Origin of the sequence: Rhodanobacter sp. C05 (assembly GCF_002001165.1) — a bacterium.
GTDB lineage: Bacteria > Pseudomonadota > Gammaproteobacteria > Xanthomonadales > Rhodanobacteraceae > Rhodanobacter.
Map to the genome: position 1 here is coordinate 83,032 of NZ_MUNQ01000018.1, position 14,037 is coordinate 97,068.

The window sequence follows — 14,037 nt, forward strand, 5'->3', positions numbered from 1 at the left end:
GAACCGCACGCAGCTCAAGTCAGAAGCACAACCTGAGCTTGCGTATGCCCTCGCGGATCTCGCGCACGTCCGCGCCGCCATAACCAAGAATCAGCCCGCCTCGGGCAGGCGGATTCAGATAGCACATGGACAACGGCCTGGCCGACACACCGTGCTGGGCCGCCTTCCTCGACACCGCGACATCATCAACGCCGGCCGGCAGGAGTGCCACCAGTTGCATGCCGGCTTCGGCACCGATGACTTCGAGCTGGCCGTCCATATGCCTGCGGATAGCCTCCAGCAACGCGGTGCGCCGCTCCATGTAGAGCGTGCGCATTTTGCGGATGTGCCGCGCAAAGTGTCCCTCGCGAATGAAGTCGGTCATGACGACCTGATACAGCGTGGACGAAAACGTGTCGGCAGCATCACGGGCGACTGCAAAGGCGGACACCAGATCCTTCGGTACCACCATATAGCCCAGGCGCAGCGCAGGGAACATGACCTTGCTGAAGGTGCCCACATAGATGACGCGTGCGTCCACATCCAGTCCCTGGAGCGAAGCAATCGGACGGCCACCGAAGCGGTACTCGCTGTCGTAGTCGTCCTCGATGATCCACGCATCGTTGTGCAGTGCCCAGTTCAGCAGCTGCATGCGCCGCGTGGCGCTCATCGTCGTGCCCAGCGGGAACTGATGCGACGGCGTGACGTATACCGCATGTGCACCGCGGCCCAGACGGATGCCCTCGGCGACGTTCATGCCCTCGTGATCGACCGGAACCGGGATCAGCCGGGCGCCGGCCGTCATCAGTGCATGGCGGGCGCCGTGATAGCCGGGCTCTTCCATCCACACCCGTTCCTCGGGATCCAGCAGGACGTGGGCTGCAATCTGCAGGCCCTGCTGTGAGCCCGTCGTCACCAGAATCTGCGATGCCTCGCAGCGCACGGCACGGACGACACCGAGATATTCCGCGATGGCTTCACGCAGTGGCGGATATCCCATGGGATCGCCATACGCCATGATGCCCATCGGTGGGTTTCGCGCATGCCGATTCACCAGTCTGGACCAGATACCGGTCGGAAAATGGTCGAGCGCCGGCAGGCCGACCCGGAACGCCCCCAGATTGCTCAGCCAGGGCTGTGCGGGCTCGTGCATCGACGCTGCGCGACGGGAAATCCTGCGCGGTGTGCTCGGTCCGATGGCCGGCAAGGCTGTACTTGGCGTCTTCGCTCCGGCTGGTTTAGATGCGTCGTCCGGAATCGATCGGGCAACGCAGGTGCCGGCGCCCACGAAAGTCTCCAGGTAGCCTTCGGCGAGCAACTGTTCGTAGGCACCGAGCACCGGTATGCGGGATATCTTCAGTTCGCTGGCAAGGCTTCGGGTTGACGGCACGCGTTGCCCTGGCCGCAACTGGCCGTCGATGATCGCCCGCCGGAACCAGTCCGACAGTTGCTGATACATCGGTGTCCCACGACCGACATCGAGTGCAATCGGCGGCAGGAAACTCGCGGACAGGCGTTTCATTTCAGCGTGCCAGAAGTGGTTATGCCACATCCTAGCAAAGTGGTTATTCCAGTAAACCACTACCTGATCTAGTTTCGCTGCATGTGAGCTGACACCACCGGGAAAATGATGCTGCTGCTGGGGCAAGCCATGATTTCGCTTCGCTGCATGCGGATCTTTTTCCTGTTTGGCCTGCTTGGCTATCTCGTGCATCCCGTTGTGGCCTATCCGCAAACGGCATCAGCTGCATCCGCAGACGTAGACGTAGACGTATCAGCATCCGCTTCGACCGTTCGTCAGTCGCAGGACGATGCCTGGTGGACCGGTCCGATGCTGGCGAACTCGGCAGGGACCCTGCCACCCGGCCATTTTCTGCTCGAACCCTATGTCTACGATGTGTCCACGGCGCATTCGGACAGCTACGGCTCGCGTGCATACTTTCAGTACGGACTCGCCGATCGACTATCGGTCGGACTGATACCGGTAGTGGGCTACAACACGGTGAGCAATGGCCCGGGCAGCTCCGGCATCGGGCTGGGTGACATCAGCCTGATGACGCAGTACCAGCTGACCCAGTTTCATGAAGGCAGCTGGATGCCGACCACCGCCATCGAGGTGCAGGAAACCTTTCCGACCGGAAGGTACGACCAGCTGGGCAGCCGTCCCGCCAACGGCTTGGGCAGCGGCGCCTACACCACGACGCTGCAGTTCAACTCGCAGACCTACTTCTGGCTGCCGAACGGCCGCGTCCTGCGCATGCGCTTCGACGTGTCGCAGGCGTTCTCCAGTCACGTGGGCGTGCAAGGCGCGAGTGTCTACGGCACCAGCGCCGGTTTTCGCGGCAACGCCAGGCCAGGCAGCAGTTTCTTCGCCGATGCAGCCTGGGAATACAGCCTGACCCAGCGATGGGTGCTGGCGCTCGACCTTACCTACAGCCACACGCGCAACACCAGCGTGAGCGGATACAACATTCTGGATTCCGGCAGCGTGCCGTATCCCCCAAGCATCCGGATGAACTCGGGCTCCAGCGTCGCGTTCGGGTTCGCCCCGGCGGTCGAATACAACTGGAGCTCCAGCCTCGGCGTGCTCTTCGGCACCCGCATCGTAGTGGCTGGCCACAACACCACCGGCACGATCACTCCGGTGCTGGCGATCAACTACGTTCATTGAAGCTGTTTTGTGGTGTTTGATGGATGCCGCGACAGCAGCCCTGTCAGGACAAGGCTGCTGTCGATCGCAAGCGGAATTCAACGATGCCGCTTACGGTTTGGACGTCTGTCCATCCAGTTCGTTGAAATGCACGATGGCATTGAACACCAGCGGATAACTGCCGATGGTTTCGCCACGCCAGATCGGATTGCTGGCGAACAGCAGCACGTGACCCTTGCCATAGTGCGCGTTCACCACCGCGGCACGTTCGGCCATCTCGTCGCCGCCATCGAGCAGGCCGGCGATCAGCAGATGACTGGCATCGGCGTAGCGCAGGACCACCTGCGGGCGCTGGTCGGCCGGAATCACCCACGGGTTGTTGCGCATCTGCTCGGCATTCAGCGCCAACGCCTGCCACGGCTTGGCCTCGGGCAGGGCCGGCGGTTCGACCGAGGCACGGCCCTCGGGCGTGTCGGTGTCGTGCGGACCACCGCGGCCGGTAGGACGCTGGAAGTCTTTCGCACTGGGGATTCCGTTGTCACCGGTGACCAGATTGGACACGGTGAACGACTGACCTGCCGAGCTGTAAAGGGCCAGCTCGTCGCGGGTGTAACTGGCGGCGATCGGGTTCTTGCGGTCGACGAAGTTGGCCTGCAGCACGCTGCCGACCACCTTGAGGTTGTGCGTCGGTGTGACGAACACGCCCGGCGCCAGGCCGGTGTCGATCGCGAATTTCGCGGTGTCCTCGGAAGTGATCAGCAGGCCGCCGGTGCGCACGAACTGCTTGAGGTTGGCGAGGCCGCTGGCACCGAGCCCGGGGCGGATGTCGTCGGTGGAATCGATGTGGCCGATATTCGGTGTCAGCTTGGTCGTCTTCCACGGCATCGGATTGCCCCACATCGGCAGGCCGTCGACGATCTGCTGTGCCGTGACGCCGCCGATCGGGCCGAACAGGATAACGTCGTACTTCGCATGCAGGTCGCTGGTCTTCGCCACGTCCTGGGTGCTGATGTAGCTGTAGGGAACGTGCAGCTTGTCCAGCGCCATGCGCCACCAGCCCTCGGTCTGGGTATCCAGCCAGGTGTGCATCAGTGCGATGCGCGGCAACTTGCCGTTGGGCATGTCGATCCCAGCCAGGCCTTGCGGCACGTCGACGGGTTGGCTGACCAGATCCATCGGCGCCTTGAGGATACTGTTGTCGGTGACGCGCACGACCTGCACGTCGAACAGATCACTCATTGACCAGGCGGTGTCGTCGTAGGGATGCTGCTGCGGATCCTTCGGCGACCAGTACTGGCGATCCAGCAGCGTGTCGGCGATGCGCGAATACGGCTGGTCCATGCGCACCACGTAGCTGCCGGCGGCGAACGTGCGCGAGCTGGTCTTGGTGGTTTTTCCGTCGTCGCCCTTGGACGCCGGCAGCGTCACCGTGACCGGCGCCGACAGGCGGCTGACCTCGGCATGCTGCAGCTGCATGATGCGCAGCAGCTGCGCCTGCGAACCGGTGCGCTTGTCGTCGGCCGGGAACACGTAGGCGGCCGGACCCGCTTCCTGCGGCTTCTCGATCGAACGCTTGCTCTTCAGGTAGAAATTCTTCAGGAACAGCTGGCTGTTGTCGGAAAAATAATTCAGTGCGGTGAGCAGGCCGGTCTGCTCGTAGTTGTTGTTGTCGCGCTGCGACCAGGTGACCTCGGGCAGCGGCGGGTTCGGCTTGTACCAGGTGCGCTGGTAGTCGGCCGGATCGAGGATGCGCTTGACCGTGTCGGCGCCATCGTTGCCGAACGTCTCATACAGCCGGCTGATGCCGTTGTGCATGGCGGCGATGAACATCAGATAGCCCGGGCTCCAGGTATCGAAGTCGCCGTGGGTGAACACGCCGGGCATGCCGAATTTGGTCAGCTGCTGCACGTTGTCCCAGCCCAGCTGCTGCCACTCGCCGGTGAGGATCGGGTCGATCCATGCGTTGTACGGGCCGTCGCCCACCGTGTTGTCGTACAGGAACGGCACCGACTCGTGCAGGTCGTGCAGCACCTGCGCGTGCCAGCCGACATAGGTGTCGGCCACGTTGCGGGTGAGGTTCAGCGTCATCGCCATCGCGTCGCGATTGTTGTCGTGCGCAACGTAGTGGCCCCAGTACATCAGCGGCGGATAGTTCTCGCCCGGATGGGCCAGGTGCCAGTTGTAACGATCCACCTGGCGGTCGCGGCCGTCCACTTCGACTACCGGCGTGATCAGGGTGATCACGTGCGAGCGGATGTGCTGGATGTACGGCGCATTGTCCACTGCAAGGCGATACGCCAGTTCCATCAGCGCGGTGGGCGCACCGGTCTCGGTGGAATGGATGGTGCCGGTGATGTAGTAGACCGGCGTGGATTGCGCGATCAGCTGGTCAGCGGTGGCGTCGTCCATGTTGATGCTGCGCGGATCGCCGAGCTTGGCCAGGCGTGCCTTGTTCGCGTCCAGGTCGGCCAGCAGGCTTTCGTCGGCGATCGCCACCGCGATCATCTCGCGGCCTTCCTCGGTCTTGCCGATCGAGAACACCTTCACCCGCGGACTGGCGGCGGCCAGTGTGCGGAAGTAGCGATAGACATCGGCCGAGTAGGGCAGGTAGTTCGGTGCACCGGAAATATGGCCGAGCACTTTCTCCGGCGTCGGCACGCTGGCCGAGGCGGGCAGGTAATCGGTCAGCGGCGAGTTGAAGGAGGGATCGGTGGTGAACTTGAGGATCTGGTCGGTATAGCCCTGATCGATCGGCTGGTTCGGATCGCGCGCGTAGCTCGTCGATCCATTCGGTATGGCCGCCTCGGGGCTGGTCGCTGCCCAGGTACTGAATGTGCCGAGCGCCAGCAGGGCAGTCAGTGAAAGCCGGATGGACACGCGCATGATGTGGACCCCTGGATCGCATGGCAACAGATCGTTGCACTCTGCCAGAACCGGGGCGATCGCGTGTAGCCCATCAGTTGGGTAGGCATCCGGGTCATGCCGGCTGTGATGCAACTAGCACCTGCCGAGAATTGGCAGGTGCTAGTTGCATCAGCAGTGATTCAATGCGGGGCCGCGTTGCCACCACTGCTCTGGCTGGCTGCCGTTACACCAGGCCCGATGCTGGAGCCGACGAACTGCACCAGCGTCGTGTACAGCTCGGTCAGGTTGGCTTCGCTGTAGAAGCCGTGCATCTCGCCGGGCTTGTCCATCCACACGTGCGCGACATGGCGATTCAGCAGGGCATTGTGCAGATTGCTGCCCTGGATCGATGGCACGCGCGGATCCTCGCCACCAACGACCAGCATGACGCGGGCCTTGAGGTGATCGAGCTGGTTGATCGGCGAGCGTTGCGCCAGCACGTCCATGTCATTGCCGAGGACGCGCCGGAGATAATTCTCGCCGAAAGTGGATTGCGGGATATCGCCGCGCTTGTACATCAGCGCCAGATCGTAGACGCCGACGTAGCCGATCGCACATTTGTACAGGTCAGGCTCCTTCACCGCGCCCTCGAGCGCCGCGTAACCGCCGTAGCTACCGCCAAAAATGCAGATGCGCTGTGGGTCGGCGATGCCCTGCGCGATCGCCCAGTGGGTGGCATCGGTGACGTCGTCCTGCATCTTGCCGCCCCATTCACCCCAGCCGGCATGTTCGAAGTTGTAGCCATAGCCGCCGGAACCGCGATAGTTCACCTGCAGCACGGCGTAGCCGCGGGTCGCCAGCACCTGCACGTAGGGATCGTATTCCCAGCTGTCGCTTATACCGTAGGGGCCGCCATGCACAAACACCACCGTCGGCAGGTGTTTGGCGTTCTCCTTGCCTGGTGGAAAACTGACATAACCGTGCAGGTCCAGACCGTCGCGTGCTGCAAATTCGAATGGCTGCTTGCCCGCCATCTGTTCCGGATTGATCCACGATTTGCGCGCCAGCAACGCGGTCAGCTTGTTGGCCTTGCGGTCGTAAAGATAGAACGTGCCTGGGTCGGCATCGGCTTCGGCCAGCACGATGCTGAGGCTGCCGTCGCGGGTAGCGGAAACGAACCGCACACTTTCGCCGGGCAGCTGTTTCATCAGTGCTATCAGGGCATTCGCGTCTGCCGACTGGCTGTTGAACAACGACAGGCCCGGGCGGCCATCCATGAAGCTCACGCCGATGATGTCGTCATCGGCCATTCCGTAGACGAAGCCGTCCTGCTCGACTTTCGGGTTGCTCCAGACAGTTGTCCAAGTCTTCTTTGCCGGATCCCAGCTGCACATGCCGAATCCATCGACCGCACCGCAGGCGAAGTACACCACACTGTCGTCGCGACTGAAGGCCAACGGGTAGGCCCGCTCGTCACCGGGTTTCGACATCAACTCCCAGCCATCGCCACTGAGCGAATGCGCGTACACCTTCACGTTGCCGTTGACGTCTCCACCGTAGGCAAAACGGACGTGTCCCTGGTGGTCGGCGACGAAATCAACGTTGCGCATCGGCGCGGTAAGGATGCGTGCCAGGTTGCCGTCGCGCACGTCCATGCGGTAGGCAATCGGAAGGAATCCTTCCTTGCCGGCGGCATCCCACGAGCTGACCGCGACCAGCACGTGAGTGGGGTCATCCGGAATCGAGGCGATGAACTCGCCGACGCCGCGATCGGCTGTTGCATGCTGGATGTGGGTACCGGTGGTCATGCCATCGTTGCGGTAGCCGTACAGCAATTTCGGGTTGCCGCCATCGCCATCGACCCCGAACAGCTCACCGGTAGCCAATGGCGAGTCGTAGCCGCCCTGGCGTTCGCCTACCGTGTACACCACGCGCGTGGGCGAAGCCCACCAGAAGTCGACGAGGTCGTTGCCTTCGCGCGGGCTGATGACGTTGCCCTTCTTGTCGGCGAGGCGGATCAACGCCAATACGGTCTGGCCTTTGACAATCGCAGACGCCGCCAGATACTTCCCGTCGGGCGAGATCTTGACGTTCCTGTACTGGTCATGGCGCGCAAGATCGGCCAACGAGACTGACTGTGCGTGCAGAACGAAAGTACACAGCAACAACAATGCAACGATCCAGCGTCGCAAATCCACCATCTGAATTCCCCTGTAATGACGCGCGACCGCACCTCATGCGCGGCCGCATCCCCGGGGTATTTATAGCGAGCGCGGATGGCTGAGGCAATCAATCGGCAAAAAGGGCGGCCCTTGCCAAGGCCGCCCTTTGCGGTGTTGCGACGTTGCTGCCCGCGGCTACTGGTTCAACAAGGCGGTCAGCTGGTCGAGTTGCGCGCGGTAGTGGTCGAGCACTTTCGCGGTGACCACGGTGTAGTGGTTGGCTTCGTCCCAGCGGCGCGCCTCGATCGCTTCGCGCACGCCGGGCACGGTCTTGACGCCATAGCCGGTGAGCATGCCGGGTGCGTAGATGAAGTGCTTGAACCACGCACGGTCGGGCAGGCCGGCCGGATCGCTCAGGGCCTGTTCCATGCTGCCCATCTGCTGGTTCAGCTGCTGCTGTTGCGTGGCCGGCATATCGAAGCCGGTACTGGCGCGCTTGGCGTACGCAGCCTGATATGACTGCGCACTCTGCTTGAGCTGTTTTGCGGCTTGATCCAGCGGGGCCAGATCGATCGCGGGCATGTCGGATTCGCGCGCGGGTGGGGCGAGTGGCCGGGCCGGGTCGGCATCGAGCGCGAATGCGTGCATGTCGAGCAACTGGTGCTGCTGCTCGGTGGCCTTGCGGGTGTCGTCGACCAGCTTGTGCAATTCACCGACGTAGCGATCGAGCGTGCTGCTGAAATCGCCGAAGCGCATTGGTAATACATTGGCATCGGCAGTGCGCAGCACGATATGGCCGGCCACCTTGGACAGGGCCACGCCGTACTCGAAGGTGGGATCGCCGAAGCGCACGTAGTGGTCGAACGAGTCGTAGCGCGAGTGGTAGATGCCGCCGTCGTCGTCCTCGCCGCTGAAGCCGAGGTCGAGCGAGGCGATGCCCAGGTGTTCCAGGAATGCGCTGTAGTCGGAGCCGGAACCCAGCGCCTCGATCGGTACGTCGCCACCTTCCGCGGCCAGCTTGGCGTTTGCCTTGGTCTCGGGCTTCGCGTCCTTGGCGTAGCCGTCGACCAGCATGCGCGCGCGCATGCGTTCACGCATGCTGGCGTGGGTTTCAGGATCGGTCACGCCTGCAGCGACCTGGTTGACCAGATGCTGCAGCGAATGGCTGCCACCGGCATCGAGGAAACCACGGCCGTTGGTATCCGAATTGAGATACAGCACGGCCTTCTTCTGCAGTTCGGCAGCGTGCGTTTCGGCCCATTCGGTCGAGCCGAGCAGGCCCGGTTCCTCGCCATCCCAGCTGGCATAGACCAGCGTGCGCTGTGGCCGCCAACCCTGCTTGACCAGAGCGCCGATCGCCTTGGCCTCGGCCATCAGCGCGACGTTGCCGGCGAGTGGGTCCCACGCGCCGAACACCCAGCCATCGTGGTGATTGCCACGCACGATCCACTGGTCCGGTGCGGTGGAACCCTTGAGTACAGCGATCACGTCGTAGACCGGTTTCTGGCCCCAGTCCGACAGCACGGTGAGGTGCGCCTTGGCGGTGCCGGGGCCGACGTGATAGGTGAACGGCAGCGAGCCGCGCCAGCCGGACGGCGCCACCGGTCCGGTCAGCGACTGCAGCAGCGGCGTGGCATCGGCATAGGAAATCGGCAGCACCGGAATCTTCAGGATGGTCTTGGCATCCTTGATCGCCAGCCGCTTGGCGTCCGGGGTGGAACCGATGCCGGGCGTCAGCGGATCACCGGGATACAGCTGCATGTCGGCGACCGAGCCGCGCTGCACACCCTGCGCGGGACGCCAGCCGCCTTGCGGATAGACATCGCCCTGGGCATAGCCATCGTCGCGCGGATCGGAATAGATCAGGCAGCCGACCGCGCCGTGTTCCTGTGCGAGCTTGGGTTTCAGGCCACGCCAGCCGCCGCCGTAGCGGGTGATGACGATCTTGCCGCGCACGTCGATGCCGCGACGCGCCAGCTCCTTGTAGTCGTCCGGCATGCCGTAGTTGGCATAGACCAGCTCGGCGGTGACGTCACCGTCGCCGCCATAGACGTTGTATGGCGGCAGCGCGCCCTGCAGGTCCGAGGTGGCATCACCGGCGATAGCCGGCTCCTTCAGCACGGCGGTATAGGGGTGCGACCCCAGCAGCTCCAGCGCCACTTTTTTCGGCGTGGGGTAGAGCACGCTGAAGGTTTCGATGTGTGCATCCCAGCCCCATTCGTGGAACTTCGCCAGCATGAACTCGGCGTTGGCCTTGTCGTGCGGTGACCCCACCTGGTTGGGTTCGGACGACATCTGCTTGAGCCAGCTGCGCTGGTCGGCGGGATCTAGCTGCGCATCGAAGCGCTGCTCCAGGCTTTGCTGGGCGGCGGCATTGGCGGGACTGAAACCGAGCATGGCGCCGTCATCGCGGTGGGCCTGGTCAGCGGTGGCGGCGGCCATGCAGGTAGCCAGCACGCCGGCCAGTGCCAGCAGCGGGCGTAGCTTCGATCGGGTCATCGGTATCACTCTCCATCGGTTGATCATTGGGCGGATGGCAGCGGAGGGTCGGTTCAGACGTCCATTCGCCATGGTGGCGTCCGCTTGGTTATACGCGCACGCGACGAAGCCTGCCTGGGACAGTAGTCATGCCAATGGCACGCCTGAGCCCTGGCCAGTCTGGATCGGGCAGAAGCGCGCGGACTCGCCGGGCTCGTGGCAGCTCAGGTTTTTGGCGATGCCTGAGGTGGGTCGGGGTGGTTGGATGGCGCGGCTTGATTTCCGTCCGGTACGGAAATTTCCTGACGGAACAGCTCGTGGCCGTCTTGATCGCTGTAGGTCAGTCTGTATTTGCCCGGCCGCAGATAAAGGTCACTGGCGGGCTCGCCTTGATGGAAACGAATACGATCATCAGCCACAGCATTCAGCGGTACGGGATCGAGCGCTATGAGATCAGCCGGAATCGCATCATCACCTTCGTCGGCATAGCGAGCCTCCACCAGGCATGGGTATGAACGTCCACAGCGGTCGCCGCTGACGAAATAGGGCACCCGCAGGCCGTCGAGACTGAGCCATGTAGGACGTCCATGCTGCATTTCCTGTGGCGGAAAGAACACGCTGACATCATATCCTTGACGCAACGACCAGGGCTTGCCGGTTTTGTCCATGAACACGATGGGCAGGTTCGGCTTCAGCTCTCGCGTGACCGCGGTGTAATAAGGGTGGTCATCGTCGCCAGACTGATGCGGATACAGCATGGTCTGTTCCACGGTAAGTGGATCGATGCCGGAAAGTTTGTGCAAATGCTCGGCCATGGAAGAGCCGCCGAGATAGACACCAGATTCCTGGATATGCGCATAACCGGCATCGACCACCAGCCGCGCGTTCGGATCCTGTTTGAACACCTGCTTGTAGATGTTGCGCGCCTGCTCGGCTTCGCGGGCGTCACCGGTGGCGTTGGAGAGTGCCTCGTAGGCGATCACCTTGAAACCGAGTTTCAGGGCGGTGCGCACCATTTCGGCGCAGATCGGCTCTTCGGTGTAGAAGCCGCTGTCCTTGATCGGATAGCCACGCGCCTGCAGGCCGGTATCGGTCTGGTAAAGCGTTTCGGCGGCGAAATAGTTGAAGCCCTCCGCGCGCAGCTTGCCGAGCAACTGCACGGTCAGCGTGCGGGTGAGCGGTATGTTGTGCGCCTCGTTGAAGAATATGGCACGGTAGTTCCTGGCCAATCCGGGAATGACATCCAGCGCCGGCTGCGCGGTGTAGTCGGGGTTGTCCAGCGGCGACGGGCGATCGTCCCGCAACGCCGACTGCCTGATCGAGAAGCTGGTGGCCGCATCCGGATAGTCGCCGATGAAAGTCTGGTACCAGCTCAGGTACTGGCCGAAGATGACGTGGAAGGCGGGGTCCTTGTTGCCGTTATAGGCGTAGCGCATCACCTGGTACTGGCCCAGCAGGCTTTTGCGCTTGTTGGCGTCCTGCATGATCTGCTCGGACTTGCTGGAGGCTTCGACCTGGCGAGCTTGCCATTGCGAGACTGATTGTGCATGACCGGGCATGACGGTGCAGGACAGCAGCAAGGCACAACCCAGCGGAATTCCTTGACGAAGCGATGGCATGGATGCTCCTGTCTTCATGGGTAGGCAAGGTGATGATGCCAGTTTTACCAGTGTCCGCGGGCGCTGTCGCGTGACGGCCGACATAGGTTTGTTCGAAGACGAAGCGTTTGGGCCGCGTATGCCAAGCGGCACAGGGCCGGCAGGGCCATTCGGGAGCACAATCCGGTTTCCCTTGCCGATGAAGGAGTACGTCATGCGTCCGACTGCCCTTGCCTTGCTGCTCGCCCTTTCGCTTCCTGCAACGACCATGATCCAGGCTGCACCCGCCAGTGATGGGCCAATCCCCGCCGCGGTGACCAAGGCGCTCGCCGATCCGGCGCGACAGGCCGATGCCGCCGACGATGCGCGCCGCAAGCTTGCCGAAGTGATGACATTCGCTGAGGTCAAGCCCGGCCAGCGCGTGCTTGAACTGGTGCCTGGCAGCGGTTACTGGACGCGCGCGTTCAGCGCCATCGTGGGGACGCACGGCCATGTCTATACGGTATGGCCGGACGAGATGGGGAAATATTCCGCCAAGAGCTTTGCGAACTGGCAGAACCTGGTTGCCACACCGCACTACGCCAACGTCAGTCTGCTGAAACAGCCGGCCGCCCAGCTGAGTGCGCCACAGCCGGTGGATCTGGTGTTCACCGCGCAGAACTACCACGACTACCATGATTCATTCATGGGCCCGGTCGACATGGTGAAGTTCGACAAGGAGGTTTACGCAGCGCTCAAGCCGGGTGGCCTGTTCGTGGTCATCGATCATGTGGCTCCGGCCGGCTCGGGCATTGCCGATACCGACACCTTGCACCGCATCGATCCGGCGGTGGTGAAGCAGGAAGTGGAGGCGGCCGGTTTCGTGTTCGATGGCGAGAGTCAGGCACTGCACAACCCGGCCGATACGCACGACAAGAAAGTGTTTGACCCGTCGATACGCGGTCATACCGACCAGTTCATCTACCGCTTCCGCAAGCCCGCGAAATAGGCTGGATGGCGTCGATGCAGTTGCCGTGCGGCATGGCGCCTGTGCCCATGCCGCAGTGGCTGGCGCCGGTGCGGGATGAAGCCGGCGACCCGGCTGACCCGCCGCCGCAGCGCCCATCCGAACCGGACGCTGCCGACTGTTGCGGTGAGGGCTGCGCGCGTTGCGTGTTCGATGTCTACGAAGAGGCACTGCTGCGCTACGAGGCCGAGCTGGCCGCATGGCGTGCCCGCCAGTCGTGAACCCGCGATCACGTCATCGCAGTCGTCCTTCAGGGAGGAGCCATGTGGCTTGCCGTTACCCGTGAGGTCAGCCCGATGCTTGCGGGCTGCGAGTTGTCCTTTGTACCGCGTGTCGCGATCGACGCGGCGCGCGCAGCGGAGCAGCACCACGATTACCAGTACGCGCTGGAATCGCTCGGTTGCCGGCTGCTGAGCTTGCCGGCAGAGGCTGATCTGCCCGATTCGGTCTTTGTCGAGGACGTGGCGATCGTGCTGGACGAGATTGCGATCCTGACCCGACCTGGCGCCTTGTCACGCCGTGCCGAGGTGGCGAGTGTTGCCGATGTGCTGCGTCGTTACCGGACGGTAGCGGCGATCGAAGCTCCGGGCACGCTCGACGGCGGCGATGTGTTGCGACTTGGCCGCACACTCTACGTGGGCGAATCCGCGCGCAGCAATGCTGCTGGCATCGCGCGACTGCGCGAGTTGCTGGCGGGACATGGCTATACCGTGCAGGGCGTGCCGACCCGCGGCTGCCTGCATCTGAAATCCGCCGTGACCCAGCTCGACGACGACAGCCTGCTGCTGCAGCCGGAATGGGTGGATCGCGGACAATTCCCCGGCTTTCGCATCATCGAGGTCGATCCCGATGAGCCTCACGCTGCCAACGTGCTGCGCATCGGCGACGCGCTGGTGATGCCAGCCAGTTTCCCGCGCACGCGGCAGCGTTTGCTCGACGCGGGGTTTCACGTGACCGCCGTCGACGTTTCCGAATTGCAGAAGGCCGAAGGTGCGGTGACCTGCTGCAGTCTGGTATTTCGCGCGGACGAGTGAGTCGACGAAGATTCGTTGCTGCCTGGGCCACCCGCACGGTGCGCGATGCGATACACCCCGCCGGCACGCGCCATTTCATCCTGAAGGCCCCAGCCATGGCGGTGTCGGCATGCCTGCACTCCGGCTTCCTGCCGAGCGGGCCGCTGCTGGTCAGTGATACCGATCTGGTTGTCCAGCCGATGCATCTCGATCTGCCGTAAGTTGGATCGGTGGTCGGGTGCGCAGCCATTCGGCGCGCGCCGAAGGTTCGGTCCGAGTTCGGGCGAGCCGGGACATTGCGGTTGAG

Annotated in this window: 10 protein-coding genes; 5 read left to right on the forward strand and 5 right to left on the reverse strand. The window is 63.2% G+C overall.

What is annotated here, in order from left to right; all coding sequences use genetic code 11:
* Positions 1–19: 19 nt before the first annotated feature.
* On the reverse strand, positions 20–1,501 hold the full coding sequence (locus B0E51_RS14975) for a PLP-dependent aminotransferase family protein (RefSeq protein WP_077445793.1): 1,482 nt from the start codon (positions 1,499–1,501) through the stop codon (positions 20–22).
* 309 nt (positions 1,502–1,810) lie between these two features.
* Here B0E51_RS14975 and B0E51_RS14980 point away from each other — a divergent pair, with 309 nt between their 5' ends.
* Positions 1,811–2,650 carry a transporter gene (locus tag B0E51_RS14980; RefSeq protein ID WP_254424542.1) on the forward strand — a complete coding sequence of 280 codons (840 nt, stop codon included), beginning with the start codon at positions 1,811–1,813 and terminating at the stop codon, positions 2,648–2,650.
* Positions 2,651–2,740: 90 nt separating this feature from the next.
* Here B0E51_RS14980 and B0E51_RS14985 read toward each other — a convergent pair whose 3' ends face one another.
* The 4 genes from B0E51_RS14985 to B0E51_RS15000 form a co-directional block, all read right to left on the reverse strand.
* Positions 2,741–5,512: a M14 family zinc carboxypeptidase gene (locus B0E51_RS14985; protein WP_077445671.1), complete on the reverse strand. Its 2,772-nt coding sequence runs from the start codon at positions 5,510–5,512 to the stop codon at positions 2,741–2,743.
* A gap of 161 nt (positions 5,513–5,673) precedes the next feature.
* Entirely contained in the window at positions 5,674–7,674 is a 2,001-nt protein-coding gene (locus B0E51_RS14990; RefSeq protein ID WP_077445672.1) for an alpha/beta fold hydrolase, read from the reverse strand.
* Positions 7,675–7,830: 156 nt separating this feature from the next.
* Entirely contained in the window at positions 7,831–10,134 is a 2,304-nt protein-coding gene (locus tag B0E51_RS14995) for a transferrin receptor-like dimerization domain-containing protein (RefSeq protein WP_077445673.1), read from the reverse strand.
* A gap of 203 nt (positions 10,135–10,337) precedes the next feature.
* Positions 10,338–11,732, reverse strand: coding sequence for a hypothetical protein (locus B0E51_RS15000; RefSeq protein ID WP_077445674.1), 1,395 nt, complete (start codon positions 11,730–11,732; stop codon positions 10,338–10,340).
* A gap of 193 nt (positions 11,733–11,925) precedes the next feature.
* Here B0E51_RS15000 and B0E51_RS15005 point away from each other — a divergent pair, with 193 nt between their 5' ends.
* From B0E51_RS15005 to B0E51_RS19335, 4 genes are read left to right on the forward strand one after another with little or no spacing between them, the layout of a single operon-like run.
* The gene (locus B0E51_RS15005) at positions 11,926–12,699 is read left to right on the forward strand and encodes a class I SAM-dependent methyltransferase (protein ID WP_077445795.1); all 774 of its coding nucleotides are present in this window, start codon (positions 11,926–11,928) and stop codon (positions 12,697–12,699) included.
* A gap of 47 nt (positions 12,700–12,746) precedes the next feature.
* Entirely contained in the window at positions 12,747–12,938 is a 192-nt protein-coding gene (locus B0E51_RS15010; RefSeq protein ID WP_143525957.1) for an oxidoreductase-like domain-containing protein, read from the forward strand.
* A 42-nt stretch (positions 12,939–12,980) separates the two neighbouring features.
* Positions 12,981–13,751 carry an arginine deiminase family protein gene (locus B0E51_RS15015; RefSeq protein WP_077445675.1) on the forward strand — a complete coding sequence of 257 codons (771 nt, stop codon included), beginning with the start codon at positions 12,981–12,983 and terminating at the stop codon, positions 13,749–13,751.
* Complete coding sequence (locus tag B0E51_RS19335) at positions 13,748–13,951, forward strand: hypothetical protein (RefSeq protein WP_143525946.1); 204 nt, start codon at positions 13,748–13,750, stop codon at positions 13,949–13,951. Before B0E51_RS15015 ends, B0E51_RS19335 begins: the two co-directional genes overlap by 4 nt.
* The last annotated feature ends 86 nt before the right edge of the window (positions 13,952–14,037 follow it).

Bases quoted from the DNA above. Each gene is read 5' to 3' on its own strand.
- B0E51_RS14975 (WP_077445793.1), bottom strand. From the start codon at position 1,501: ATGAAACGCCTGTCCGCGAGTTTCCTGCCGCCGATTGCACTCGATGTC.
- B0E51_RS14980 (WP_254424542.1), top strand. From the start codon at position 1,811: ATGCTGGCGAACTCGGCAGGGACCCTGCCACCCGGCCATTTTCTGCTC.
- B0E51_RS14985 (WP_077445671.1), bottom strand. From the start codon at position 5,512: ATGCGCGTGTCCATCCGGCTTTCACTGACTGCCCTGCTGGCGCTCGGC.
- B0E51_RS14990 (WP_077445672.1), bottom strand. From the start codon at position 7,674: ATGGTGGATTTGCGACGCTGGATCGTTGCATTGTTGTTGCTGTGTACT.
- B0E51_RS14995 (WP_077445673.1), bottom strand. From the start codon at position 10,134: ATGACCCGATCGAAGCTACGCCCGCTGCTGGCACTGGCCGGCGTGCTG.
- B0E51_RS15000 (WP_077445674.1), bottom strand. From the start codon at position 11,732: ATGCCATCGCTTCGTCAAGGAATTCCGCTGGGTTGTGCCTTGCTGCTG.
- B0E51_RS15005 (WP_077445795.1), top strand. From the start codon at position 11,926: ATGCGTCCGACTGCCCTTGCCTTGCTGCTCGCCCTTTCGCTTCCTGCA.
- B0E51_RS15010 (WP_143525957.1), top strand. From the start codon at position 12,747: ATGCCGCAGTGGCTGGCGCCGGTGCGGGATGAAGCCGGCGACCCGGCT.
- B0E51_RS15015 (WP_077445675.1), top strand. From the start codon at position 12,981: ATGTGGCTTGCCGTTACCCGTGAGGTCAGCCCGATGCTTGCGGGCTGC.